This is a genomic window from Roseateles sp. (assembly GCF_036404855.1).
GTDB lineage: Bacteria > Pseudomonadota > Gammaproteobacteria > Burkholderiales > Burkholderiaceae_C > Pelomonas.
In genome coordinates this window covers 1-22743 of the sequence record NZ_DASWYS010000069.1, presented here as the reverse complement: position 1 = coordinate 22743, position 22743 = coordinate 1, and the positions used below count along the sequence as shown (strand labels likewise).

The following is a 22743-nucleotide window of genomic DNA, read 5'->3' as shown; positions in this document are numbered from 1 at the left end:
GGCTAGTTGTTGCTGGTGGCGTGGACTTCGGCGATGGTGGTGACGCCCTGGAGCACCTTGACGATGCCGTCCTGGCGCAGCGAGCGCATGCCCTCGGCCAGTGCAGTCTGCTGCAGCTCCTCGGCACGCGCACCGGTCTGGATCATGCGGCGCAGGTCCTTGGACACGGTCAGCAGCTCGTGCAGGCCGGCGCGCCCCTTGTAGCCGCTGTTGCCGCAGGCCGGGCAGCCGGGGCTCGTGAACTTCATCAGCCGGCCATCGCGGCCGTAGAGCCGGATCCACTCCGCCGTCAGCGCAGCGCGGTCGGGCCGCGCGCCGGCGGGGAAGACGTGCAGGTAGTCGTCCTGCAGCTCGCCCAGCTCGGCGTCGGTCAGGGGCTCGGCCGTCTGGCAGGACCCGCAGGCGCGCCGCACCAGACGCTGGGCCAGCACGGCCAGCAGCGAATCGGCGAAGTTGAACGGGTCCATGCCCATGTCCAGCAGCCGGGTGATGGTTTCGGGCGCGCTGTTGGTGTGCAGCGTGGACAGCACCAGGTGGCCGGTCAGAGAGGCTTCGACGGCGATCTCCGCCGTCTCCTGGTCGCGGATCTCACCGACCATGATGACGTCGGGGTCGGCGCGCAGGAAGGAGCGCAGCGCCTTGGCGAAGGTCCATTCGATCTTGGGGTTCACCTGCACCTGGCGCAGCCCTGCCTGGGTGATTTCGACCGGGTCCTCGGCCGTCCAGATCTTGCGCTCGGGCGTATTGATGTGGCTCAGCGCCGAGTGCAGCGTCGTCGTCTTGCCGGAGCCGGTGGGGCCCACGCACAGCACCATGCCGTAGGGGCGGGCCACGGCCGTCTGCAGGGCCGCGAGGTTGGCAGGGCTCAATCCGATGCGGTCCAGCGGCATGGGCTTGCTGCTGGCCAGCAGGCGCATGACGACGTCCTCAAGGCCATTGTTGGTCGGGATGGTCGCCACGCGCAGTTCCAGCTTGTGCTGGGGCGAGAAACGCGCGAAGTTGATCTTGCCGTCCTGCGGCTTGCGGCGCTCGGAGATGTCGAGGTCGCACATGATCTTGATGCGCGCGATCATCGCGTTGCGGTAGGTGTGGGGTAGCTCCAGGTAGGACTGCAACACGCCGTCGCGGCGGAAGCGGATCTTGAGTTTCTCCTTGCCCGGGTAGGTCTCGATGTGGATGTCGGACACGCCCTGTCCATGCGCCTCGATGATCATGGAGTTGATCAGGCGAACGAGCGAGTTGTCACTCTGCTCGATGGTCGATTCCTCTTCCCGGGTCGTGCGCTCGTTGCTGTCCCGCTCCAGGGTCTCGATGAGCTTGTTGGGGGTCTCCAGCGTGAAATCGGGCTGGAAGTCGGGCAGGGGGTCGGTGTTGCCGCGCGGCAGGGCCTCGGCGCCGTAGCGGTCGAAGGCGGACGGGATGGCGAACTGCAGGGTGCCGAGCTTGGTCAGCGTCGGCACGACCTTGAGCTGGGTGATGAACTCGACCTCATCTAGGGCGTCGCGGCGTGTCGGATCCTCCATCGCGACAATGAGGCGGCCGTCGCGCAGCACCAGGGGCAACACCTCCAGGCGCTTGGCCACCGCGTGCGGCAGCTTGCGGACGGCATCCGGCTCGATGGCGAACTTCTCGACGTCGACGATGGGATAGCCCATCTTGCGCGCCAGGGCCGACTGCAGCTGGGCGCGGCTGATGACGCCCTTGCGCACCAGCAGCTCGCCCAGCGGGACGGAGCGGTCCTCGCGCTGCTGCATCAAGGCCTGGTCCAGCTGTTCGGGCGTGACGAAGTCCAGCGCCAGCAGCGCCTCGCCGATGCGCACCATGGGCATCTTGGCCTGCTGCTCGATGGCCTGCAGCAGCTGCTCCGCCGTGACGATGTGCTGCTCGACGAGGATGTCGCCGACGCGGCGTTGGCGCAGGCTGGTTTGCTCGACGGCGGCCGCATGCAGTTGCTCGGGCGTCACGAGCTCTTCCTTGAGCAGCATGTCGCCGATGCGTTCGCCGATCTCGAAATGCGCCAGCACCTCGCGCGGCACGAAGACCCGGCGAACCGAGTCGTCGTCGCCGGACAGCGGGGGAAACAGGAACAGACCCAGGTCGTCGTGGTGGTGGCCGATGGTCACGCCCTTGAGCTCGTCCCCGCCGTTGAAGACGATGCGGAACTCCGAGCGCGGGCGCTGGTCGACGCTGAGGGGCGAGTTCATGTCGCTGGCGTCGCGCGGCGGCACGGTCAGCGGGCGCTGCAGCTTGAGGGCGCGGAACTGGCTGAACTTCAGCGGCATGCTGTTGCGCGCCGGCGGCACATTGATCTGCACGATGCGATCGCTGGCTTCGAGCTTCAGCAACTGGCCGGTGCTGCGGCTGTTGTTCAGGCCGAGGATCTCACAGGCTTCCTGGCCACGCTGGACTTCGGGCTGGGGGTAGGCGGCGTACGGAGGGCAGGGCCAGAGGAAGCCTGATGCCGGGGCGCCGGCGCCGGTGGATGAAGCATCGGCATCGCCGTGGGGCCAGGACAGGGGCTGTGACGGGTCGGTCATGGGCAAGCGCTGAGGGGTTGCGGCGATTATGGAGGGCTGCGGGGACTCGCCGGCCCTGGAGAAACACCGGCGGCCGCCATTGCCGGCAGCAAGGCCTGCGGGGGTTCGAGACAATGGCGGCCATGAACATCCTGCTCACCGGCTTCGAGCCTTTCGGTGGCGACGCCATCAATCCGTCCTGGGAAGTGGCGCGTTCGCTGCAGGGCCAGGTCATCGGCGGCGCCACCGTGCATGCTCGCTGCCTGCCGACCAGCTTTGGCGGCGCGCCGGCGGCCCTGGAAGCAGCGCTGGCCGTCTTCAAGCCCGAGCTCGTCATCGCTCTGGGCCTGGCCAGCGGTCGGGCGGAGATCTCCATCGAGCGCGTGGCCGTGAACCTGATCGACGCCCGCATCCCTGACAACGCCGGCGAGCGTCCGCAGGACGTGCCGGTGCGACCTGACGCGCCCGCGGCCTATTTCTCCACGCTGCCCGTCAAGGCCATCCGCAACGGCCTGCGCGCGGCCGGCCATCCGGCGGGGCTGTCGCTGACGGCGGGCGCCTTTGTCTGCAACCAGGTCTTCTTCGAGTTGCAGCACCGGCTGGCCGGACGCGGGGTGCGCAGCGGCTTCATCCACGTGCCGGCCCTGCCCGAGCAGGCGGCGCGCGCCCAGCCGTCGGTGCCCAGCATGGGCCTGGCGGCGCAGATCGACGCCATCAGGCTGGCCCTGGCGATCGCACTGGAGGGCGGTGAGGCGCTGGCATCGGCCGCGCCGGACGAGGGCGCGCCGACAAGCTGATCACTCGTCCGCCTGCTGCCGCCACCGTGCGCTGGCCTGGCGCATCAGTTGCACCTGGCGGGCAAAGCGGCGGCAGTTGCTGCAGATGCGGTGATGCAGGCGCAGCGACAGGCGCTCGCTCAGCGGCATGCGGCGATCCTCGGCCTGCAGGATGATCTGCGTGGCCGTCCGGCAGGTGATCTTCAGCTTGATCAAGAGGCTCCTCCCGCATGTGCCGCGTCGAACCAGCCGGCCTGCAGGCATTCACGTAGCCGCAACCGGGCCCGGTGCAGCATGACCCAGAGGTTGGTCGGCGTGATGCCCAGTTCCTTACAGATCTCGTCGGACTCCAGCTCCAGCCACTCGCGCATCATGAAGAGTCGCCCCTGCTGGCCCGGCAGCTTTTCGACGCAAGCCTCCAGCACCTTCATGAAGTCGAGCTGGCGCAGCGCATCTTCCGGGTTGCCCCAGTCATGCTGGGTCTCGCGCCAGTGACCGTCGGCAGCGAACAGCAGCTCGTCCAGGTCCTCGCCGTCGTCGCTGCTGGCCGTCGTCGACAGTTCGCGGCTGTTCCTGCGGATCTGGTCGACGAGCTTGTGCTTGAGGATGCCGATGAGCCAGGTCTTGAGCTGGCTGGTGCCGGCGAAGGCCAGGGGTTTCTCGAGCGCGGCCAGCAGCGTCTCGGAGACGGCATCCTCGGCCCAGGCCGGGTTGCGCAGCTGCAGCCGGGCGTATTTCAGCAATATGGGGCGCAAGGCCTCGATCTGGTGGCAGAAGTCGGGGGATGCAGCCATGGCGGCGCGCAGTGTAAGGACTGGGCTGCATCTTGCGACTTCATCGTCGCCGCCGCATGATCGGCCGCTTTTTTTTCCTTCCCCAAGCTTTCGGAGACCCGTCCATGAAGACCCAAGCCCTCGTGTCCTCAGCCCTTGCCACCGCCCTGTCCCTGGGCCTGGTCGCCCAGGCGCAGGCCGCCGACGCCGCCAAGGAGAAGTGCTACGGCATCGCCAAGGCCGGCCAGAACGACTGCGCCACCGGCAGCCACGCCTGCGCGGGCCTTGCCAAGGCCGACAAGGATCCCGCCGAATGGAAGTACGTGGCCAAGGGCAGCTGCGAGAAGGACGGCGGCTCGACCAAGGCCCCGGCCAAGAAGTGACGCATTGAGCGCGCGCACCGAGGCGCCGGCCACGCCCTGCGTGGGCATCGGCTGGCGCCAGCCTCACTACGACGCCCTGCTGGCCCAGCGTCCCGCGTTGGACTTCATCGAGGTCCACTCGGAGAATTTCTTCGCCGATGGCGGCCTCGCGCTGGCCGTGCTGGACGCCGGGCGTGAGGCCTACCCGGTCAGCCTGCACGGGGTCGGCCTGGGCCTGGGATCTGCAGCCGGGCTGGACGCGTGGCATCTGGAACGGCTGGCCCGGCTCGTCGAGCGCGTGCGGCCAGCCTGGGTCTCCGACCATGCCTGCTTCGCCCGCGTCGGGTCGGGTCTGCATGCGGCCGATCTGCTGCCCATCCCGTTCAACGATGAGTCGCTGGCGCTGCTGACCCGGCATGTGGATGCGGTGCAGCACCGCCTGGGACGGCCGATGCTCGTCGAGAACATCAGTGCCTACGTGGGTTGGGGGGAGGACACCGTGGCCGAACCCGAGTTCTTCAACGAGCTGACGCGACGCAGCGGCTGCGGCCTGCTGCTGGACGTCAACAACCTCGTCGTCAATGCGCGCAACGCAGGCCTTGCCCCCGATGCTGCCGCACGCGCGGCGATGCGCTGGGTCGACGCGATCCGTCCTGGCAGCGTGGGTGAGATCCATCTGGCCGGCCATGCCGAACGCGAAGACGGCCTCGTCATCGACGACCACGGCAGCCGCGTGCGCGACGAGGTCTGGCGCGTCTACGCGCATGCCCTGGCGCGTCTCGGGCCGCTGCCCACGCTGATCGAGTGGGACACGGACGTGCCTGAGCTGGACGTGCTGCTCGCGGAAGGCCAGCGGGCGAGGGCGCTGCACCCATGATGGCCCTTCAGCAGGCCCTGGTCGACGCACTGCTGGGTCGCGGGGAAGCGCCCGCCGGGCTGAGTGGTGGCGAGCGCGGCCTGGCGGCCTACCGAGGCAACCTGGTGGCGCTGTCCGCCCGCGCGCTGGCGGTGCCCTTCGGGCGGCTGCGCGACGCCCTGGGGGCGGCCGAGTTCGCGTCGCTGGCCTGGACCTTCTGGCGTGTCCATCCGCCGGAACGCGGGGACCTTGGCCAGTGGGGCGGTGCACTGGCGGGCTTTCTCGTCGAGCATGCCGGTGAGGCCTCGGGCCTGCCCGATCTCGCCCGACTGGACTGGGCTTTGCACCAGGCCGAACGGGCCGCGGACGCCGCGCTCGATGCCGACTCGCTCGCGCTGCTGGAGCACACCCCGCCCGAGGCGCTGTGGCTGGTGCTGCGCCCCGGCGTCGCGTTGCTTGCACAGGCGGCCGGCCCCGTCCTCGTGTGGCGTGAGGGCTGGCGTGGGCAGTGGCAGACGCTGTCGACCCCTGAGGCCGCCTTCATGCGCTGCCTGCTCGATGGCGCCAGCCTGGCCGACGCGCTCGCTGCCGCCGAAGTGAAAGGTTCCGGCGCCAGAACCGACTTCGACTTCGGCGCCTGGCTGCAAGCCGCGCTGCAGAAGGCCTGGCTGCAAGTCGCCAGGCCGACGCCACCGCAACGGAGCACGTCGCCATGAACACCCTCATCTCCCGCTCGCTGGGCGCCTTCACGGACCCCGGCCTGACGCCCACGCGGCTGCCGGTGCCGCTGGACGTCGTGGTGAGCCATCTGCAGTCGCTGGCACTGCTGGTGGCGCGGCTGTATGTGGCCAGGATCTTCTTCATGTCGGGCCTGACCAAGCTGCACGACTGGTCATCGACCCTGGCCCTGTTCCACGATGTCTACGAGGTGCCGTTGCTGCCGCCAACACTGGCCGCGTACGCGGGCACAGCGGGCGAGCTGGTGCTGCCGGTGCTGCTCGTGCTGGGTCTGGCCGGGCGCTTCGCTGGCGCGGGCCTGTTCGTCGTGAACCTGATGGCCGCACTGTCGTTGATGGCCGACGACTTCACGCCGGTGGCGCAGGCCCAGCACACGCTGTGGGGCGTGCTGGCGCTGGCCATTGCGCTGTTCGGCGCCGGCCGCTGGTCCGCCGACCGTTTTATTCGCGTGGGCGGAAACTGAGGATCAGCACGGGCGGCACGCGGCCGTCGACGTCGCGCGGCAGCGTCTCTGCCTTCTCGATGGCGCGCAGCACGGCACGGTCCCAATCGCCGTCGCCACTCGCCTTGAGCACCTTGGTGCCGAGAATGCGACCGTCGGGGCCCAGCGTCACCTGCACCTCGGCCATCGGGTTGGTGGCACCGTCGTCCGAGTAGATGATGAGCGGGCGGATCTTGCCCTTGATGCGACCCGCATAACCAGCCGACGGCGCGGAGTTCTGTGCCGCGGTGCCCGTGGAGCCCGGCGTGCCACCGGCCATGCCCTGGATGCGGCGCCGGTTCTCCTGGCGCTGCGCTTCGCGGCGGGCGTCGGCTTCCTTGGCCTCCTTCGCGGCCTTGGCGTCCTGGGCCTTCTTGCGGTCCTGTTCTTCCTTGGCCGCCTTCTCCTTCACGGCCTTGTCCTTGGCGTCCTTGGCCGCCTTTTCCTTGGCCGCCTTCTCGCGTTCGAGCTTGGCGGCGTCCTCGCGGGCCTTCTCTTCCTTGATCTTCTTGGCCCTGGCGATCGCGATCTCGGCTTCACGCTGCTCGGCGGCGGCGGCCTCGGCCGCGCGCTGCTGCGCCTTCAGGTCGGGCTTGGGAGGCGCTTCAGGTTCGGGTTCAGGCGGTGTTTCCTCGCGGGGGGCGGCGACCTGCGGCACGGCCGACCACAGCTCGGCTTCGAAGGCGGCCGACGAGTCGCTGCGCCAGTGCAGGCCATAACTCAGCGCGAGGATGAGCAGGCCATGCGCAATCAGCGCGAACACGAGGCCGCGGCCCAGGCCGGCGGCTTCAGGGGGGCGCAGGGTCGCGATGCTCATCGATTGATCACTGGCTGGACGCGCCGCTCTTCACGGCCAGGCCCACGCGCTGAATGCCGGCACGCTGCAGCGTGTCCATGACCTGCACGACGGCCTCGTACTTGACGTTCTTGTCGGCGGAGATCACGACGGGGTTGTTCGCGTCGCGCCCCTGGGCCTTCTTGACGCGCTCGGCCAGCCGGTTGGCCGGGATGGACTCGGGCTCCAGCTGGTCGACCTTGATCTTGAGCTTCTCGTCGGTGCCGACAATGATCTGGACAACGTGCTCGGGCTGCTGGCGGCTCTTGCCCACGCTGGGCAGGTCCACCAGGCCGGTCGTGATCAGCGGTGCGCTGACCATGAAGATGATGAGCAGCACCAGCATCACGTCGATGAACGGGACCATGTTGATCTCGTTCATCGTGCGGCGCCGGCGGCCGCCGCGGGCGGAGACGGAAGCCATCAGTGTTGCGTCGCGTTGCGTTGCAGGATGTTGGAGAACTCCTCGATGAAGGTCTCCAGCGTGATCGCGCTGCGGTCGATCTGACGGGCGAAGCGGTTGTAGGCCAGCACGGCCGGGATGGCGGCAAACAGGCCGATGGCCGTGGCGACCAGCGCCTCCGCGATGCCGGGCGCGACGGTAGCCAGCGTCACCTGCGTCAGGTTGGACAGACCCACAAAGGCGTGCATGATCCCCCAGATGGTCCCGAACAGGCCCACGTAGGGCGACACGGAACCGACCGAGGCCAGGAAGGAGAGGTTGCTCTCCATCGCATCAAGCTCCCGATGGAAGCTGGCCCGCATGGCGCGTCGCGCCGCGTCGAGCAGCGCACCGGCGTCGGTCACGCGCTTCTCGCGCAGCTTCAGGAACTCGCGCATGCCTGACGCGAAGATGCGTTCCAGCGGTGCACCATCCTGGCGGTTTCCGACCGACTGGTAGAGGTCGTTGAGGTTCTTGCCGCTCCAGAACTCCGCCTCGAACGCGTCGTTGCGGCGCTTGATCTGGCCCAGGCCGATGAGCTTGCCGAAGATGACGCTCCAGCTCGCGAGCGACACGAGCAGCAGGCCTGCGATGACGAGCTGCACCGCAAAGCTGGCGTGCAGGATCAGGGAGACGATGGAGAGGTCTTGGTTCATGCGGTGATCGCTGCCACGACGCTGTCGGGCAGGCGTTGGGGTTTCAGGTCGTCGGCGCGCACGCAGCCGATGCGGATCTCGCCCTCGCACAGCAGCGTGTCACCGCGCACGGCGCGCTGGCGCACGACGAGGCTGGCACGGCCGGCGGGCAGGGGGTCGACGGTGATGGTCAGCATGTCGTCGAGCCGCGCCGGCGCCAGGTAGCGCAGGCTGGTGCCAGCCACGACGAAGATGATGCCTGTGTCCTCACGCAACTGGTGCTGTTCGACGCCGGCCGCGCGCAGCCATTCAGTGCGGGCGCGCTCGAAGAACTTCAGGTAGTTGGCGTAGAAGACGATGCCGCCGGCATCGGTGTCTTCCCAGTAGACGCGGACCGGGAACTGGAAGCTGCTCATGCCAGCACCTCGCGCAGGCGGGCGACGGCTTCCTCGAGGTCTTCCATGGACGAGGCGAAGGACAGGCGCATCCAGCGCTGCGGGTCGGCGATGCCGAAGTCACGGCCGGGTGTCAGCGCGACCTGGGCACGCTCCAGCAGTTCATGCGCGAATGTCCAGCTGTCGACGTGGAAGCGCGAAATGTCCATCCACGCGTAGAAGGCGCCATCCGGGGGCACCGGCACGGAGAGGCCCAGTGCGTTGAGCGCCGGCACGATGTAGTCGCGGCGCTGCTTCAGCACTGAGCGGCGGCGCTCGAACTCGGCGATGGACGCCGGCTCGAAGCAGGCCAGCGCGGCCATCTGCGACAGCGTGGACGGGCAGATGTAGAGGTTCTGCGCCAGCCGCTCGATGGCCGGCACCAGCGCGGGAGGCAGGACCAGCCAGCCCAGCCGCCAGCCGGTCATGCCGAAGTACTTGGAGAAGCTGTTGACCGAGACGATGTCGTCGCCCAGGGCCAGGGCGCTGTGGCCGAAATGCGCTTCGAAGCTCAGCGGCAGGTAGATCTCATCGACGACCATGACGCCGCCGCGCTCGCGCACAAAGCCGGCGATGTCGGCCAGAACCTCGGGCGCGATGGAGGTGCCGGTGGGATTGCTGGGGGAGGCCAGCAGCACGCCACGCGTGGCCGGCGACCAGGCTTCGCGCACCTGGGCGGCTCCCAACTGGAAGCGCTCGGCCGCACCCGTGGGCAACAGGCGCGGCGTGGCGTCGGCGGCCGTCACGAAGTGGCGGTTGCAGGGGTAGCAGGGGTCGGGCATCAGCACCTCGTCACCGCGCTCGAAGAGGGCGAGGCAGGCGAGCTGCAGACCGGCCGAGGCGCCCGCTGTGATGACGATGCGTTCGGGCGCGATGGCAAGCCCGAAGCGCTGGCCGTACCAACGCGAGATCGCCTCGCGCAGCGCCGGCAGGCCCAGGGCATCGGTGTAGGGCGTCGGCCCCTGGGCGATCGCACCGACTGCATCGCGTACCGCCGGCGCGGCGCCGAAGTCCGGCTCGCCGATGTTGAGTCGGATCATGCGCCGGCCGCCCTGGGCCGGATCACACAGCGGGCCGGCCGCGACCTGCGCCGCAGCCTTGGCCAGCTCCATCACATAGAAGGGCTCGATGCGGGACAGCCGCGCGGCAAGTTTCATCGGCGCGCGGTGACCTCGACAGGGCGCAGGTCCACGGCCGCTCGGTCCAGCACGCCGTTGACGTATTTGTGGCCATCGGTGCCGCCGAAGGACTTGGCCAGTTCGACCGCCTCGTTGATGGCGACCTTGTAGGGGATGTCGACGCAGTGCTTGAGCTCGTACGCACCGATCATCAGGATGGCGTGCTCGATGGGCGACAGTTCGGTGGTCTTGCGGTCCACGTGGCGGGACAGGATGGCGTCGAGGTCAGCCGCCTCGTTCACGCAGCCCGACAGCAGCGCGTCGTAGTGCTTGACGTCGAGCTTGGCGTAGCCCTCTTGCTCGCGGCCGAGGGCGTTGATGGCGCCGATGTCCTCGCCGGTCAGCAGCCACTGGTAGAGGCCCTGCACCGCGGCCTCGCGCGAACGGCGGCGGGCGGACTTGGCGGGGGCACGTTTTGCGGCGGTCTTGGCCGCGGTCTTGGCAGCAGTGGCGTTCACTCGATCTCTTTCAGCAGATTGGCCATCTCGACGGCGACCCGGGCGGCGTCGCGGCCCTTGGGCTCGGCGCGGGCCCAGGCCTGGGCTTCGTTCTCGACGGTCAGGATGGCATTGGCGATGGGAATGCCATGGTCCAGACCGACGCGGGTGACGGCGGCACCGCTCTCGTTGGCCACCAGCTCGAAGTGATAGGTCTCGCCGCGGATGATGCAGCCGAGCGCGATCAGCGCGTCGTAGTCATTGCTCTCGGCCAGTGCCTGCAGGGCCAGGGGCACCTCCAGTGCACCCGGCACCGTCACGTGGCGGATGGCCTCGGCCGGCACGCCGAGCACCGACAGCTCGGCCAGGCAGGCGCTGGCCAGGGCCGAGGTGATGGCGTCATTGAAGCGAGCCTGCACGATGGCGATGCTCAGTTCGCCGCCATCGAGAGCGCCCTCGAAGCCGGGCCGGCCTTGTTCGGATCCTTGCATCGCGTGCCTCCGGAGGTTTCAGCAGGAAGGGGGAGCGACGAAGCCGGTGACTTCGAGGCCATAGCCGGTCATGCTGGGCATGCGGCGCGGGCTGCCCAGCAGCTTCATGCGGTGCACGCCCAGGGCCTTCAGAATCTGGGCACCCACGCCATAGATGCGCAGGTCCATGACGCCCTTGGGCGCTGCCGGTTCGCGGGACTGCACGCGGGCGAGCACGCCGGCGGCATCCTCGCCGCAGTTCATCAGCACGGCCACGCCGGCGGGGCTCGCCTGGAGCGCTGCCAGTGCGGCGGGCAGGGCCCAGGAGTGGCCGCAGGAACCGGCTTCGATGAGGTCCATGACGGACAGCGGCTCATGCACCCGCACCAGCACTTCATCGCCGGGTTGCCAGGCGCCATGGCTGAGCGCCAGGTGGGTGCCGCCCGTGCGGTCGGTGAAGACCTGACAATCGAACTCGCCCTGGGCCGTGTTCAGGCGGCGCTGGGCCACGCGGGTGATCAGGCTCTCGTGGCGGCTGCGGTACTCGATGAGGTCGGCGATGGTGCCGATCTTCAGGCCGTGGTCCTTGGCGAAGATCTCCAGGTCGGGCAGCCGGGCCATCGTGCCGTCGTCCTTCATGATCTCGCAGATGACGGACGTGGCCGACAGGCCGGCCATGCGCGCCAGGTCGCCACCCGCCTCGGTATGGCCGGCGCGCATCAGCACGCCGCCGTCCTGGGCCTGCAGCGGGAAGATGTGGCCGGGCTGGACCAGGTCGCTGGCCTTGGCGCCGGGCGCGACGGCAGCCTGCACGGTGCGGGCCCGGTCGGCGGCGGAGATGCCGGTGGTGACACCGGTCGCCGCCTCGATGGAAACGGTGAAGGCCGTGCCATGCTGGGTGCCGTTGCGGCGCGTCATCGGCGGCAGCTGAAGGCGTTCGCAATGCTCGCGCGGCAGCGTCAGGCAGATCAGGCCGCGGCCATGCTTGGCCATGAAGTTGATGGCCTCGGGCGTGACGAGGTCTGCGGCGAGGACGAGATCGCCCTCGTTTTCGCGGTCTTCCTCGTCGACCAGGATGACCATGCGGCCGGCGGCCAGCTCGGCGACCAGCTCGGGAATGGGGGAGATGGGCATAGCCTGCGATTGTAGGTGGCGACCCTAGGTTGGTCGCAGCCGCAGGCGCAGATCCTGACCGACGGGCGTGGCCTCCACCCGTTGCCAGCGGCGGGCCTCCCCCAGCTTGGCCAGCGGCGCCAGCGCCGCGAGCGGGCGCCCCTCGCCGATCAGCAGGGGCGCCTGATAGATCAGCAGCTCGTCGACGAGGCCGGCGTCGAGGAATGCGCCGGACAGTGTCGGGCCGGCCTCGACGTGCAACTCGTTGATGCCTTCGCCCCCCAGCTCCGTGAGCAGGGCGGCCAGATCGGCACGGCCGGGCCCGACGATGCGCGTCTGGCCGGGTGGCTGCCACATGCGGGCGTCGGCCGGCATGCGGCCCTGCGGGTCCAGCACGAGGCGCAGCGGCTGCCTGGCCGTCGGGACCAGGCGCACGTCCAGGCGCGGGTTGTCCGCCAGCACGGTGCCGATGCCGGTCAGCACGGCGCCGGCGCGCTTGCGCCAGGCATGGCCGTCGATGCGGGCGGCTTCGCCGGTGATCCACTGGCTGCGGCCGTCCGGCAGCGCGGTGCGGCCATCCAGCGAGACGGCCGACTTGAGGCGCACGAAGGGGCGGCCGCGCTGCATGCGCGAGAAGAAGCCGATGTTGAGTTCGCGGGCGGCCTCGGCCATGGCGGGCTCGGCCCGCTCGACCTGGATGCCTGCTGCCTGCAGCCGTGCCAGGCCCTGGCCGGCGACCTGGGGATTGGGGTCCTCGATGGCGCAGACGACGCGGGCGATGCCTGCGGCGATCAGCGCGTCGCAGCAGGGCGGCGTGCGGCCATGGTGGGAGCAGGGCTCCAGCGTGACGATGGCCGTCGCGCCCCGGACGTCGTGGCCGCGGGTGGTGGCATCCCGCAGCGCCATGACCTCGGCGTGGGCCTGCCCGGCGGCCTGGGTATGCCCGGCGCCCAGTTCACGACCGTCAGGCGCCAGGATGACGCAACCGACACGAGGGTTGGGGTCGCTCAGGCCGATGGCTTGTTCGGCGAGGGCGAGGGCTTGTCGAAGCGCTGAGGGGATGTCTGGCATCCGGTCAGTCTAGCCATCGCACGGTGTTCAAGGCGTGGGCTGAAGCTGGACGGTTTTGTAGTCGGCGAAGATGCCGGCGTTCGCGTCGACGTTCGGTGCGGTGGGGCAGGCGACGTTGCCGCGGACCACGAGGAAATTCTGTCGTGTCAATGAACCCATGACGTTGGCGTAGGCCAGCGGGTGCTCCGCGTTGTCGATCGTCTTGCCATCCGCAAGCAGGTTGCTGCCGTTGCCGTTGTAGTCGGCGCTGTAGCGGCACACGCGGTACTGCCCCGCGCTCGTTCCGATGCTCAGGCCCGTCAGTTGCAGCTGCCCGGACCAGGCACGGGGCGCAGTACCGACGCTGGCGTCCGGCGTGACCAGGCAGTGGTAATTGATGAAGCCCTGGGCCGGCCCGCTGATGGCGTAGTCGTCGAAGCAGGTGTAGGTCTTGGGTGCCAGCGAATTGGCGTTGGTCATCACTGGGGCGTTGACCACGATCGCCGAGGTGCCGCTTTTGGTGAGGCCGCTCCCGTCCAGCTGGGGCACGGAAAAGCTGCCGCCGGCGATGGCAAGGCCGATGGGCAGTGCCGTCGCTTCCGGCGCGCCGGGGTTGGCCGGGTCCGTGTTGGAGAAGCGCACGACGCCGCTGAGCAGATAGCTCGCGGTGCCCGTGGTGGTGTTGACGCAGTTGGAGACGTCCGCCGCGAAGGTGGTCGTGCCGACCTCGATGCTGCAGACGCTGGTGACGACACCCGTGACGTTGTTGAACACCCAGACGGTCTGGCCCAAGCCGCTGGGGCGGAAGGCGCTGACGTTCTTGTCGATCTTCGTCGCGGCAGCCGGGATGACGGGGTTGCGGCCGGACGGCTGGGTAATCGGACTTGTGCGCGGGGCGAAGCCCACGGCGGCGCTGAAGATGGGGTCGACGCGGGCGATGATCGTGTCCAGGGCGACGAACTGAGGCTCGCCCGCGCGATCCGTCCAGCTGACCCTCACGTGGACTTCCTTGGCGATGGGCAGTGCCGTCGGCGAGGCATCGTCCATCATCTGAGTCACGATGCGCTCCCTCACATAGGTCGTGTTGACGCTCGAGTCGGGAGGCGGGATCGACTTCGTGTCGTCGACGATGTCGGTGAAGTAGGCGGTCGTCCCCCCGACCGAGCCCGCCGGTCGGTCGAGCTTCGAGAAGGCGCGCATCTCGGCCAAGTCGGCGCGTGCGATCCGCATGGCCTCGCTGCGCTGCTTGGCGATGTCGGCACTCAGGCGCAGATTGCTCATCAGGCTGACCAGGGCCAGCATGCCGAAGGACATCACCAGCAACGCCACCAGGGCTTCGATGAGTGTGACGCCGCGTTGACGGTCCGCGGTGCGGCGGATGGAGGAGGGCTTGGCCATCGGCGTTCCGGTCATTGCATGTCGGTGTCGATCCAGCCACCCGGGACGCGGGCGTAGCTGCCGATGCGGTTGCGCAGTTGGTCGGCCACGCCGCTCATGTAGCGGATGTCCATCCGCCCATCGGTGGCCATGTCTCCGGTCACCACCACGCTGCCGGTGATCAACGACAGGCTGCTGCCGTTGTTCCAGACCAGGTCGCCTTGCACGACCAGCATGCCGGTGAGCTTCATCGCGCCATCCAGCGTCGCGTTGCCGTTGACGATGATCAGCATCGGGTCCGTCACCGTGCCGATGTCGCGATTCGAGGCGATCGTCATGTCGCCATCGATCCAGACGATGCGCTTGCCGGCGTTGTAGGCCGTCTCGAGATCGAGTCCGCAATCGCCGGCCGTGCACGCCACCACGCGCAACGCCGGGTGGTGGCGGTAGCTCGCGGGCTTGATGCCCAGGAAGGTCTGGAACAGCCGGTCCCGGTCCCCCTGGCTGCTGCCGGTCTTCAACGTCGGTTCGTCAAAGACATACATCTGATGGGCGGGCGTGCCGGGCAGGCTGTCCATGCGGCCGTCGTCCAGCGCGGGCATCGGGCCGCCCGACAAGACCAGCAGCCCGCCGGAACGGGCGTCCGTGTTGTGCAGACCGAGCCCGCCGCTGCCGGCCGTGGTCAACGTGCCCCGAACCGTCAAGGGACTGGCCGGCGACGACGGGACGGCGCCGATGATGGCCAGCGCAGCGGTCTGTACGGACGTGGCGGCGGCCCGCTGGCTCAGCGCGCGCGTGTCCCTGCACTGGTCGACGCTGCTGTAGGAGCAGCCCAGGCTGCGCACCCCGAAACTGCCAAAGAACGTCGGGTCGTCGATGCCCATGGAGATGCCGACGCTGGGGACGAGGGCACCGGCTTCCGCCGTGGTGGGCTGAGCGGTGCGGGTGCCGCGCGCCGGGCATCGGCACACCAGACCGGTCGGCGTCTGAGCGCAGTCCGCCACCACGTCTCTGCGCTGGTTGACCGTGGCATTGCGGGCCTTCATGTCCCGATCCGCCGCAGAGACGGTGATGTAGCGATCGATGAATCGCTCCCCGCCCGTCGCGACCGGTTGGCAATTGTCGTCAATGCCGGTGCTGTTCGACATGGCAAGCGCCCATTCCATGCCGCCTTCGGCCAGTTCCTGGGCCATGCTGGCGCGGTAGTAACTGCCGGAAATGCGCTGCTCGAACACCAGGCTGCGGTTGGCGTAGGCGGCCAGCAGGGCCATGACGAGGAACAGCACCATGACGATGATGAGCGTGGCCGCGCCGCGCTCGGCGGCACGAGCTGGCATCCGCGCGGCAAAGGGCCGGGGCTGCGCCAGGGCTGGCAGGGGCATTCGCATCGACCTCATGACGGGCACGCTCCGCTCACGTCATCCGCCCGGATCCTCTCGCTGACGCTCACCGTGCGCTTGATGCTGCTGTCGGACTTGGCGACGCCGGCCAAAGTGAACTTGACGAGTCGCACCGTTTGCGTCGGGCAACTTCCGGGCGCGCAGTCGCACAAATCGTCGAGCGGGATCTCCTGACTCTGAATCTCCACCTTGAAATCCTCGATCAGCACCGATTCCGGATCAGTGATCGGCTGCCAATTGTTCAAGCCCAGCTGGATCTCCAGGCTCTTCTTGCTGGACAGGCGGAAGCCAAACTGTTCGTTGTCCTTGAGGTCGTTGGTCGCGTTGTAGTTCGTTGCTCCCGGCTGGGTTCGGGCGTACTGGTAGAAGATGTCGTTGCCGTCAGCCTTGGTCTGGGTGATCGGGATGTAGGGGCTGGCGACGGCGCTCTTGGCAAGCGTCGCATTGCTGGTCCCGGTGCCTCGCGCGGGTTCCCAGACGCCATTGGCGGGCAGGCCGCGAAAGCCGGCGCGGCGCACGTCCTGCTGCAGCAGGTCCGCGGCGACGCGCAGGTCCTGCTGGATCTGGACCTCCAGCATCAGCCGCCTGTGCTCGGTGATCTGCCGCACCGCCACCATGGAGGCGCCCGCAGCCACGATGAGCCCGACGGTGATGCCCACCATCAGCTCGACCAATCCCAGGCCCCGCTGGCCGTTCTTCACGTTCAACTGCATTTGGCGTATCCGCTGAAATCGCCGTTGGGCGCGCAGACGATGACGCGCCCCGCCGGGTTGACCTCCACGCGCAGCGCGTGCCCTCTCTTCGTGCCCACGACGTCGACTTGGAAGCCTTGAGCGACGATGCCGCCCTGGTCACGTGTGAACTTGATCTGGTTTTCCGCGGTGGCGTTCCAGTGCGCGGCGCTGGCAGCAAATTTGACGTTGGTCTTCGGCAATTTGTAGAGGCGCAGCAGGCGCGGGGCGAACGCCCCCTGGCAAAGGGTCGCCTCGGGCAGATAGCATTTGCAGGAGTTGGAGGCCGTCTCTTTGGTCGTGACGGCGACGCAACTCAGGGCCTTGCTCGGGTCGGTCTCGGGATCGGGATCGAAGCGGACGACCAGTGCCGTATTGGTCGCATTGGTCTCCGCCCTGGCGTAGTTCAGAACGCCGATCACTTCGTTGGCCGTCGCGATCACCCGGCGCCGTTCCAGCAGATCCATCATCGAGGGCACGGCCACGGCAATAAGGATGGCGAGCACGCCCACGCCGATCATGACCTCGACGAGGGTCAGGCCCTGGGTCCAGCGGCGAAGACGCGAAACCTCTGCCATGCTCACTTCGGCCAGCACGCCGCCGTGGTATCGGTGTTGTTGGGGTCGCCCGTGGCCGTGTACTTGGGGATCGCGCCCGTCAAGGTCACGGTGAAGGTCCGGCAGGTGGCGTCGCCACTTTGCTTGCCGCCCTCGGCAGCGCTGACTTGCTTGGCCGTTGCCGCATAACCGACCTCAAAGCTGGGGCCGGCCCCGCCGGCGGGGGTGACGCCGGCCAAGGTGACTTCGTAGTGCGGCGTGATCGCGGAGATGTCGAGCTTCAGCTTCGACAAGTCGTCGGCGTACGTGGTGACGTTGCCGCGATAGCGCTCTTGAGCTTGCATGACGGCCGTCAGTGCGGCCACGGCGTCCGCCCGCCGGCCCCGCTGCAACTGGGAGGTATAGGCGGGATAGGCGATGGCCGCGATGATGCCGGCGATGACGAGCACGACCATCAGCTCGATCAGGGTGAAGCCCCGGCGTCGTGGGCGGCCAGACAATTGCATCGTTCGATTCTCCGGACGCACCCGTGGCACCCCGGAGGCATCGGCGCCGCTCGTCCGCCAAACGGCGCCGTTGGTCGGCGACCACCATGAATGAGGGGCTCGGGCAACCATGGAGGATGTCGCGCTTTCTTGGCGCAGACGGCCCCTCTGGGGTTGCACATCCCGGCGGCCGGGAAGACATCGCCCCAGTGCCACGCCGACGGGATGGCGTCGCAGCGCCTCGCCAGCACGGCTGCCGGGTCAGTTCGTGACCGGCATCCGGGTCTTCGCCTGCCTGACGTCCCGCGCCGGCGGCGCGCCGAACATTCGCCCGTACTCTCGCGTGAACTGTGGGACGCTCTCGTAGCCCACCGAATACGCCGCATCACTGGCAGAGGCGCCTTCATTGAGCATGCGTCGCCTGGCCTCGATGAGACGAAGCTGCTTCTGGAACTGCAGCGGCGACAGCGAGGTGAGGGACCTGAAGTGTTGATGAAGGCTGGAGGGGCTCATCCCGGCCGCCTCCGCCAGGCGCTCGACGCGAAGGGGGCGGTCGTATTCCGCGCGGATGAGGGCGACGGCGCGCGACACCCGCTGCACGTTGCTGCCTGCCGTTCCAAGATTGCGCAGGGCCGGGCCGTGCCTCCCGGCCAGCAACCAGTAGTGCATCTCGCGCACGAGCTGCGCCTGCAGGACAGTGACGGCGGTGGGGTGGTCGAGCAGACGCACCAGACGCCGGGCCGTGTCCGCAACATCCGGGTCGGTGGGCTCGACGCTCAACGGCGCGGTCCGGGCTCCCAGCGCGACGTTGACGTCAACCATGAGCTGCTCCGTGACGGCCTGGTCGAGGTCCAGAACGAGGGAGAAGTAGGGCGCGCCGGCGCTCGCGCAGGTGACCTGGCTCACCGTCGGGACATCCGCGGAGATGAGCATGGAGTCGCCGGGGGAGAGGTCAAAGCACCCCGTGCCCATCAAGACGCGCTTGTTGCCCTGGACCACCAGTGCAAGCAAAGGCCGTGCGATCGCATATTGCAGCTCACCCGGCGAGGTGGCGCGAACGAGGGTGAGGCCGGGAATGGGAGTGGCTGCCATGCCGTTGGCGTCTGCATGGAAGTCTGCGTATCGGCGGACCGCATGGAGCAGGGTGTCGGTCATGGCAGGACGGTAGCGGCTGGCCTGAACGCCCGCAATGGGTGTCGGAGGAATCGGCAAAACGTTGCGCGCTTCAGGCAAGTCTGTCGCGCGGGGTCGTTTGACACTCGCCAGGCGGATTTGGGTCGATCGTTGAATCCGCGCGGGCGCTTCAGCCAGAGCGTCTTTGAGGTTGCTCAGGCGCGAGTGCCGCGACGAGACCCCCTTGGCACGGGGATCTGCAGGAATGAGCAAGAAGTGGCGAGGAACCCGCAACCTTCCGATGCGGGCTGATCGGACACTGATTTCCGTCAGCCCCCCCTTCGAAAGGAAAGTCATGAGCAAGATCGCTATCGTCACCGGCTCCAGCCGCGGCCTGGGTCGCAACACCGCGCTGAACATCGCCCGCCGAGGCAGCGACGTCATCATCACGTACCGCAGCGGCGAAGCCGAGGCCCGCGAAGTCGCGGCGCAGATCGAAGCCCTGGGCCGCAAAGCCGTGGCGCTGCGGCTCGACGTTGGCAACGTGTCGACGTTCAAGGCCTTCACCGAGAAGGTCCGCAGCGCCCTGAAGACCACCTGGGGCCGTGACACCTTCGACCACCTGGTCAACAACGCGGGGCACGGAGACATGGCGTCATTCACCGAGACGACGGAAGCCCAGTTCGACGCGCTCTTCAACGTCCACGTCAAGGGCGTGTACTTCCTGACGCAAGCGCTGCTGCCGGTTCTGGCAGACGGAGGCCGCATCGTGAACATCTCCTCCGGTCTCACCCGTGTGTCGTTCCCCGGCTTCTCCGCCTACTCGACCGCCAAGGGGGCAGTCGAGACGCTGTCCGTGTGCATGGCCAAGGAACTGGGTAGTCGCGGCATCGCTGTGAACACGGTGGCTCCGGGCGCCATCGAAACCGATTTCCTGGGCGGCGCCGTGCGCGACACCCCCGACCTGAACAGGCAGTTCGCCGACATGATTGCCCTGGGCCGCGTTGGCGTTCCGGATGACATCGGCCCCATGATTGCCAGCCTGCTGGGCGACGACAACCGCTGGATCACGGCCCAGCGCATCGAAGTCTCGGGCGGCCAGGTCATCTAGGCGGCACGGGGTCGACCTTCGTCAACTGCGGCCTGGCAAGGCGCCCGAGGACATGGCGGTCTGGCTTGGCGTTGCTGGCCCGGCGGTCATGGCCAGGCAGAGCATTCTTGTCAATCCGCCGGCGCGCCCCGAGGGGGAAAGGCTCGATCCGGGTCAGATTTCCCGGATCAGCTGCCGGAACTCGTCGACGTCCTCGAAGCTGCGATAGACCGAGGCGAAGCGCACATACGCCACCTTGTCGATGCGCTTCAACTCGCGCATGACCAGTTCACCCAGGCGCGTCGACGCGATCTCGCGCGCGCCGCTGGCGAGCAGTTTCTCCTCGATGCGGTTGAGCGCAGCATCAATCTGCTCGACGCTCACCGGTCGCTTGCGCAGGGCCAGCTGCATGGAAGCCCGCAGCTTGCTGTCGTCGAAGTCGGCGCGCCGCCCATCCTTCTTGACGACCGAGGGCAGGGCGATATCTGCCCGCTCATAGGTCGTGAAGCGCTTGTCGCAGGACAGGCAGCGGCGGCGGCGCCGGATGACGTCGCCCTCATCCGATTCCCGGGTCTCGGAGACCTGGGTTTCGGTGTGAGAGCAGAACGGGCAGCGCATGGGGAGGGATTAGCCGCGGTAGACCGGGAAGGCGGCCGTGAGGGCGGCGACCTTGGCGCGCACGGCAGCCAGGTTGGCCTCGTCGTGCGGCTTGTCCAACACGTCGGCGATCAGGTGGGCCGTCTGGCGCACCTGATCTTCCTTGAAGCCGCGTGTCGTCATGGCCGGGGTTCCCAGGCGGATGCCGCTGGTGACCATGGGCTTCTGCGGATCGTTGGGGATGCCATTCTTGTTGCAGGTCATGTGGGCGGCGCCCAGGATGGCCTCGGCTTCCTTGCCGGTCAGGTTCTTGGGGCGCAGATCCACCAGCATGACGTGGCTTTCGGTGCCGCCCGAGACGATGCGAAGGCCACGCTCGATGAGCGTCTCGGCCAGCACCTTGGCGTTCTTGACGACTTGTTCCTGGTAGACCTTGAACTCGGGGCTGAGGGCTTCCTTGAAGGCCACGGCCTTGCCGGCGATGACGTGCATCAGCGGGCCGCCCTGGATGCCGGGGAAGATGGCCGAGTTGATCTTCTTGGCGATGTCTTCCTTGTTCGTCAGGATGATGCCGCCACGCGGGCCACGCAGGCTCTTGTGCGTGGTGGACGTGACGACGTCGGCGTGGGGCAGGGGGTTCGGGTAGACGCCCGCGGCGATCAGGCCGGCATAGTGCGCCATGTCGACCATGAAGTAGGCGCCGATCTCCTTGGCGATCTTGCCGAAGCGCTCGAAGTCGATGCGCAGCGAGTAGGCCGAGGCGCCAGCAATGATCAGCTTGGGCTTCTTCTCGCGGGCCAGGGCCTCCATGGCGTCGTAGTCGATCTCTTCCTTGGCATTCAGGCCGTAGGAGATGACGTTGAACCACTTGCCGCTCATGTTCAGCGCCATGCCGTGGGTCAGGTGGCCGCCTTCGGCCAGGCTCATGCCCATGATGGTGTCACCGGGCTGCAGCAGCGCGAAGAACACGCCCTGGTTGGCCTGCGAGCCCGAGTTGGGCTGCACGTTGGCGAACTCGGCGCCGAAGAGCTGCTTCAGGCGGTCGATGGCCAGTTGTTCGGCGATGTCGACGTACTCGCAGCCCCCGTAGTAGCGCTTGCCAGGATAGCCTTCGGCGTACTTGTTGGTGAGCTGGCTGCCCTGGGCTTCCATCACCGCGGGCGAGGTGTAGTTCTCGCTGGCGATCAGCTCGATGTGGTCTTCCTGGCGACGGGTCTCGTTCTGGACGGCGGTCCAGAGCTCAGGGTCGACCAGGGCGAGGGTGGAGGTGGTGCGGTCAAACATGCTGGTGTTCCGAAGGTCAGGCGGTGAATCCCCGGCGATCGCGGCAGACGCGACGTCCAAGGCTGCCCAGGCGAACGGCTGACAGCGGCTCCTGAGAACCGCCTCACGCTCCCCGGTGGTGGCCCACCTCGGGTCAGCTCGTGACCCTGATCGCCAGTCGCGTGAGCCGACAGTGTAAGTCAGCGACGACCAGCCGCGTGCAGTCGTGGCACGGTTCAGTGCAGCATGGCCACCTGGGCCGACTCGCCGCTGGGCGCGGAGGCCGCCTCGCGCAGCGGCGGGCGGGCGGTGGCGTTGGCCGGCACCGAACGGCCGGCGGCCACGGCCTTGAGCAGGTCGTGCTCAGCCATCACGCGGGCGGTGTAGCCCGTGTCGTCGGCGAGGTTGGCTGCGCCGACGTAGTAGCGCAGGCCTTCGTCCAGGCTGCCGGCGCGCTGGATGCATTCCTTGAGCACCTGTACGCCGACGCGCAGGTTGGTCACCGGGTCGAACGCCGCGAGCGTGCCCCCGAAGGCCTCGTACTTGTCATCGTGCACCCGCGTCATGACCTGCATCAGGCCTTGCGCCCCGACGGAGCTCTGGGCGAAGGGGTTGAAGCCCGACTCGATGGCCATGATCGACAGGATCAGTGTCGGCTCCACCTTGGCGCGCTGGCCCACGGACCAGGCTTCCTGGACCAGTCGGCTGACCGGCTCGGGCGCCACGCGATAGCGGCGTGCCAGCCAGTGGGCCACGGCGGCCTGCTGGCGGCTGAGGCCGCGCGGGTCGGTGGCGGTGGCGCGCGCGATGGCTTCCGGCTCGGCCGGCACCAGCAGCGCGCTGCCGTCGGCCTCCGCGCGGGCCTCCTGGCGGGCGTGCAGCCAGCCCAGCGTGGCGGATTCCAGCTTCTCGCGCAGGCCCGCCTGGCTCGTGAACACCAGCAGCACGGACACCACGGCCAGCCCGAGAAGGGCGAGCGTGTTGTGGCTGACCACGAGCAGGCCGTTGCCGATGTCCTTCACGAACAGCGACGC

27 protein-coding genes and 1 riboswitch are annotated in these 22743 nt (G+C 68.3%); of the genes, 6 read left to right on the top strand and 21 right to left on the bottom strand.

The annotated features are described in order from the left end of the window. Positions 1 to 2: 2 nt before the first annotated feature. On the bottom strand, positions 3 to 2537 hold the full coding sequence (locus tag VGF12_RS04840; RefSeq protein WP_331174915.1) for a GspE/PulE family protein: 2535 nt from the start codon (positions 2535 to 2537) through the stop codon (positions 3 to 5). A gap of 122 nt (positions 2538 to 2659) precedes the next feature. Here VGF12_RS04840 and pcp point away from each other — a divergent pair, with 122 nt between their 5' ends. Continuing rightward, complete coding sequence (gene pcp, locus VGF12_RS04835) at positions 2660 to 3313, top strand: pyroglutamyl-peptidase I (protein ID WP_414710000.1); 654 nt, start codon at positions 2660 to 2662, stop codon at positions 3311 to 3313. On the opposite strand, the gene VGF12_RS04830 is transcribed toward pcp, so the two are convergent. Together VGF12_RS04830 and VGF12_RS04825 are read right to left on the bottom strand one after the other, a co-directional pair. Continuing rightward, positions 3314 to 3508, bottom strand: a complete 195-nt coding sequence (locus tag VGF12_RS04830; RefSeq protein ID WP_331174913.1) for a zf-HC2 domain-containing protein — start codon at positions 3506 to 3508, stop codon at positions 3314 to 3316. It lies immediately after the preceding gene. After that, the gene (locus VGF12_RS04825; RefSeq protein WP_331174912.1) at positions 3505 to 4086 is read right to left on the bottom strand and encodes a sigma-70 family RNA polymerase sigma factor; all 582 of its coding nucleotides are present in this window, start codon (positions 4084 to 4086) and stop codon (positions 3505 to 3507) included. Before VGF12_RS04825 ends, VGF12_RS04830 begins: the two co-directional genes overlap by 4 nt. A gap of 104 nt (positions 4087 to 4190) precedes the next feature. Between VGF12_RS04825 and VGF12_RS04820 the strand changes: the two genes are divergently transcribed. From VGF12_RS04820 to VGF12_RS04805, 4 genes are read left to right on the top strand one after another with little or no spacing between them, the layout of a single operon-like run. After that, positions 4191 to 4448, top strand: coding sequence for a DUF2282 domain-containing protein (locus VGF12_RS04820; RefSeq protein ID WP_331174911.1), 258 nt, complete (start codon positions 4191 to 4193; stop codon positions 4446 to 4448). Between the two features lie 4 nt (positions 4449 to 4452). Continuing rightward, positions 4453 to 5304, top strand: a complete 852-nt coding sequence (locus VGF12_RS04815; protein ID WP_331174910.1) for a DUF692 domain-containing protein — start codon at positions 4453 to 4455, stop codon at positions 5302 to 5304. Then, positions 5301 to 5999 (top strand): DNA-binding domain-containing protein, encoded by a 699-nt coding sequence (locus VGF12_RS04810; protein WP_331174909.1) that lies wholly within the window; start codon positions 5301 to 5303, stop codon positions 5997 to 5999. The genes VGF12_RS04815 and VGF12_RS04810 overlap by 4 nt, the downstream gene beginning before the upstream one ends. After that, positions 5996 to 6484 (top strand): DoxX family protein, encoded by a 489-nt coding sequence (locus tag VGF12_RS04805; protein ID WP_331174908.1) that lies wholly within the window; start codon positions 5996 to 5998, stop codon positions 6482 to 6484. Before VGF12_RS04810 ends, VGF12_RS04805 begins: the two co-directional genes overlap by 4 nt. On the opposite strand, the gene tolA is transcribed toward VGF12_RS04805, so the two are convergent. From tolA to VGF12_RS04730, 15 genes are all read right to left on the bottom strand, one after another. Further along, positions 6462 to 7319, bottom strand: coding sequence for a cell envelope integrity protein TolA (gene tolA, locus VGF12_RS04800; RefSeq protein WP_331174907.1), 858 nt, complete (start codon positions 7317 to 7319; stop codon positions 6462 to 6464). The genes VGF12_RS04805 and tolA overlap by 23 nt on opposite strands. 7 nt (positions 7320 to 7326) lie before the next feature. Then, positions 7327 to 7761 carry a protein TolR gene (gene tolR / locus VGF12_RS04795; protein WP_331174906.1) on the bottom strand — a complete coding sequence of 145 codons (435 nt, stop codon included), beginning with the start codon at positions 7759 to 7761 and terminating at the stop codon, positions 7327 to 7329. Then, the gene (gene tolQ, locus VGF12_RS04790) at positions 7761 to 8435 is read right to left on the bottom strand and encodes a protein TolQ (protein ID WP_331174905.1); all 675 of its coding nucleotides are present in this window, start codon (positions 8433 to 8435) and stop codon (positions 7761 to 7763) included. Before tolQ ends, tolR begins: the two co-directional genes overlap by 1 nt. Then, complete coding sequence (gene ybgC, locus VGF12_RS04785; RefSeq protein ID WP_331174904.1) at positions 8432 to 8830, bottom strand: tol-pal system-associated acyl-CoA thioesterase; 399 nt, start codon at positions 8828 to 8830, stop codon at positions 8432 to 8434. Before ybgC ends, tolQ begins: the two co-directional genes overlap by 4 nt. Beyond that, positions 8827 to 10005 (bottom strand): pyridoxal phosphate-dependent aminotransferase, encoded by a 1179-nt coding sequence (locus VGF12_RS04780; RefSeq protein WP_331174903.1) that lies wholly within the window; start codon positions 10003 to 10005, stop codon positions 8827 to 8829. The genes ybgC and VGF12_RS04780 overlap by 4 nt, the downstream gene beginning before the upstream one ends. Further along, complete coding sequence (nusB, locus tag VGF12_RS04775) at positions 10002 to 10484, bottom strand: transcription antitermination factor NusB (RefSeq protein ID WP_331174902.1); 483 nt, start codon at positions 10482 to 10484, stop codon at positions 10002 to 10004. The genes VGF12_RS04780 and nusB overlap by 4 nt, the downstream gene beginning before the upstream one ends. Beyond that, positions 10481 to 10954 carry a 6,7-dimethyl-8-ribityllumazine synthase gene (ribH, locus tag VGF12_RS04770; RefSeq protein ID WP_331174901.1) on the bottom strand — a complete coding sequence of 158 codons (474 nt, stop codon included), beginning with the start codon at positions 10952 to 10954 and terminating at the stop codon, positions 10481 to 10483. Before ribH ends, nusB begins: the two co-directional genes overlap by 4 nt. Positions 10955 to 10972: 18 nt before the next feature. Further along, positions 10973 to 12067 (bottom strand): bifunctional 3,4-dihydroxy-2-butanone-4-phosphate synthase/GTP cyclohydrolase II, encoded by a 1095-nt coding sequence (ribBA, locus tag VGF12_RS04765; protein ID WP_331174900.1) that lies wholly within the window; start codon positions 12065 to 12067, stop codon positions 10973 to 10975. Between the two features lie 24 nt (positions 12068 to 12091). Beyond that, complete coding sequence (gene ribD / locus VGF12_RS04760; RefSeq protein ID WP_331174899.1) at positions 12092 to 13117, bottom strand: bifunctional diaminohydroxyphosphoribosylaminopyrimidine deaminase/5-amino-6-(5-phosphoribosylamino)uracil reductase RibD; 1026 nt, start codon at positions 13115 to 13117, stop codon at positions 12092 to 12094. Between the two features lie 27 nt (positions 13118 to 13144). Then, the gene (locus tag VGF12_RS04755) at positions 13145 to 14494 is read right to left on the bottom strand and encodes a type IV pilus modification PilV family protein (RefSeq protein ID WP_331174898.1); all 1350 of its coding nucleotides are present in this window, start codon (positions 14492 to 14494) and stop codon (positions 13145 to 13147) included. 11 nt (positions 14495 to 14505) lie between these two features. Then, positions 14506 to 15855, bottom strand: coding sequence for a pilus assembly PilX family protein (locus tag VGF12_RS04750; RefSeq protein WP_331174897.1), 1350 nt, complete (start codon positions 15853 to 15855; stop codon positions 14506 to 14508). A gap of 11 nt (positions 15856 to 15866) precedes the next feature. Further along, entirely contained in the window at positions 15867 to 16586 is a 720-nt protein-coding gene (locus VGF12_RS04745; RefSeq protein WP_331174896.1) for a prepilin-type N-terminal cleavage/methylation domain-containing protein, read from the bottom strand. Further along, positions 16577 to 17200 carry a GspH/FimT family pseudopilin gene (locus VGF12_RS04740; protein ID WP_331174895.1) on the bottom strand — a complete coding sequence of 208 codons (624 nt, stop codon included), beginning with the start codon at positions 17198 to 17200 and terminating at the stop codon, positions 16577 to 16579. Before VGF12_RS04740 ends, VGF12_RS04745 begins: the two co-directional genes overlap by 10 nt. Next, on the bottom strand, positions 17185 to 17667 hold the full coding sequence (locus VGF12_RS04735) for a type IV pilin protein (RefSeq protein WP_331174894.1): 483 nt from the start codon (positions 17665 to 17667) through the stop codon (positions 17185 to 17187). Before VGF12_RS04735 ends, VGF12_RS04740 begins: the two co-directional genes overlap by 16 nt. Before the next feature lie 240 nt (positions 17668 to 17907). Beyond that, complete coding sequence (locus VGF12_RS04730; RefSeq protein WP_331174893.1) at positions 17908 to 18801, bottom strand: AraC family transcriptional regulator; 894 nt, start codon at positions 18799 to 18801, stop codon at positions 17908 to 17910. A gap of 313 nt (positions 18802 to 19114) precedes the next feature. Between VGF12_RS04730 and VGF12_RS04725 the strand changes: the two genes are divergently transcribed. Continuing rightward, positions 19115 to 19870, top strand: coding sequence for an SDR family NAD(P)-dependent oxidoreductase (locus tag VGF12_RS04725; RefSeq protein ID WP_331174892.1), 756 nt, complete (start codon positions 19115 to 19117; stop codon positions 19868 to 19870). Between the two features lie 153 nt (positions 19871 to 20023). On the opposite strand, the gene nrdR is transcribed toward VGF12_RS04725, so the two are convergent. The 3 genes from nrdR to VGF12_RS04710 all read right to left on the bottom strand — a co-directional run. Continuing rightward, positions 20024 to 20467 carry a transcriptional regulator NrdR gene (gene nrdR, locus VGF12_RS04720; protein ID WP_331174891.1) on the bottom strand — a complete coding sequence of 148 codons (444 nt, stop codon included), beginning with the start codon at positions 20465 to 20467 and terminating at the stop codon, positions 20024 to 20026. Positions 20468 to 20476: 9 nt separating this feature from the next. Further along, on the bottom strand, positions 20477 to 21730 hold the full coding sequence (glyA, locus tag VGF12_RS04715; RefSeq protein ID WP_331174890.1) for a serine hydroxymethyltransferase: 1254 nt from the start codon (positions 21728 to 21730) through the stop codon (positions 20477 to 20479). A 57-nt stretch (positions 21731 to 21787) separates the two neighbouring features. Further along, a riboswitch (ZMP/ZTP riboswitch) is annotated at positions 21788 to 21901 on the bottom strand. Positions 21902 to 21945: 44 nt separating this feature from the next. Continuing rightward, the coding region (locus VGF12_RS04710) for a lytic transglycosylase domain-containing protein (RefSeq protein ID WP_331174889.1) at positions 21946 to 22743 on the bottom strand (798 nt) is incomplete at its 5' end.

Coding starts and splice junctions, on each gene's coding strand:
- VGF12_RS04840 (WP_331174915.1), bottom strand. CDS start 2,537: ATGACCGACCCGTCACAGCCCCTGTCCTGGCCCCACGGCGATGCCGAT.
- pcp (WP_414710000.1), top strand. CDS start 2,660: ATGAACATCCTGCTCACCGGCTTCGAGCCTTTCGGTGGCGACGCCATC.
- VGF12_RS04825 (WP_331174912.1), bottom strand. CDS start 4,086: ATGGCTGCATCCCCCGACTTCTGCCACCAGATCGAGGCCTTGCGCCCC.
- VGF12_RS04820 (WP_331174911.1), top strand. CDS start 4,191: ATGAAGACCCAAGCCCTCGTGTCCTCAGCCCTTGCCACCGCCCTGTCC.
- VGF12_RS04810 (WP_331174909.1), top strand. CDS start 5,301: ATGATGGCCCTTCAGCAGGCCCTGGTCGACGCACTGCTGGGTCGCGGG.
- VGF12_RS04805 (WP_331174908.1), top strand. CDS start 5,996: ATGAACACCCTCATCTCCCGCTCGCTGGGCGCCTTCACGGACCCCGGC.
- tolA (WP_331174907.1), bottom strand. CDS start 7,319: ATGAGCATCGCGACCCTGCGCCCCCCTGAAGCCGCCGGCCTGGGCCGC.
- tolR (WP_331174906.1), bottom strand. CDS start 7,761: ATGGCTTCCGTCTCCGCCCGCGGCGGCCGCCGGCGCCGCACGATGAAC.
- tolQ (WP_331174905.1), bottom strand. CDS start 8,435: ATGAACCAAGACCTCTCCATCGTCTCCCTGATCCTGCACGCCAGCTTT.
- ybgC (WP_331174904.1), bottom strand. CDS start 8,830: ATGAGCAGCTTCCAGTTCCCGGTCCGCGTCTACTGGGAAGACACCGAT.
- VGF12_RS04780 (WP_331174903.1), bottom strand. CDS start 10,005: ATGAAACTTGCCGCGCGGCTGTCCCGCATCGAGCCCTTCTATGTGATG.
- ribH (WP_331174901.1), bottom strand. CDS start 10,954: ATGCAAGGATCCGAACAAGGCCGGCCCGGCTTCGAGGGCGCTCTCGAT.
- ribBA (WP_331174900.1), bottom strand. CDS start 12,067: ATGCCCATCTCCCCCATTCCCGAGCTGGTCGCCGAGCTGGCCGCCGGC.
- ribD (WP_331174899.1), bottom strand. CDS start 13,117: ATGCCAGACATCCCCTCAGCGCTTCGACAAGCCCTCGCCCTCGCCGAA.
- VGF12_RS04755 (WP_331174898.1), bottom strand. CDS start 14,494: ATGGCCAAGCCCTCCTCCATCCGCCGCACCGCGGACCGTCAACGCGGC.
- VGF12_RS04750 (WP_331174897.1), bottom strand. CDS start 15,855: ATGCCCCTGCCAGCCCTGGCGCAGCCCCGGCCCTTTGCCGCGCGGATG.
- VGF12_RS04745 (WP_331174896.1), bottom strand. CDS start 16,586: ATGCAGTTGAACGTGAAGAACGGCCAGCGGGGCCTGGGATTGGTCGAG.
- VGF12_RS04735 (WP_331174894.1), bottom strand. CDS start 17,667: ATGCAATTGTCTGGCCGCCCACGACGCCGGGGCTTCACCCTGATCGAG.
- VGF12_RS04730 (WP_331174893.1), bottom strand. CDS start 18,801: ATGACCGACACCCTGCTCCATGCGGTCCGCCGATACGCAGACTTCCAT.
- VGF12_RS04725 (WP_331174892.1), top strand. CDS start 19,115: ATGAGCAAGATCGCTATCGTCACCGGCTCCAGCCGCGGCCTGGGTCGC.
- nrdR (WP_331174891.1), bottom strand. CDS start 20,467: ATGCGCTGCCCGTTCTGCTCTCACACCGAAACCCAGGTCTCCGAGACC.
- glyA (WP_331174890.1), bottom strand. CDS start 21,730: ATGTTTGACCGCACCACCTCCACCCTCGCCCTGGTCGACCCTGAGCTC.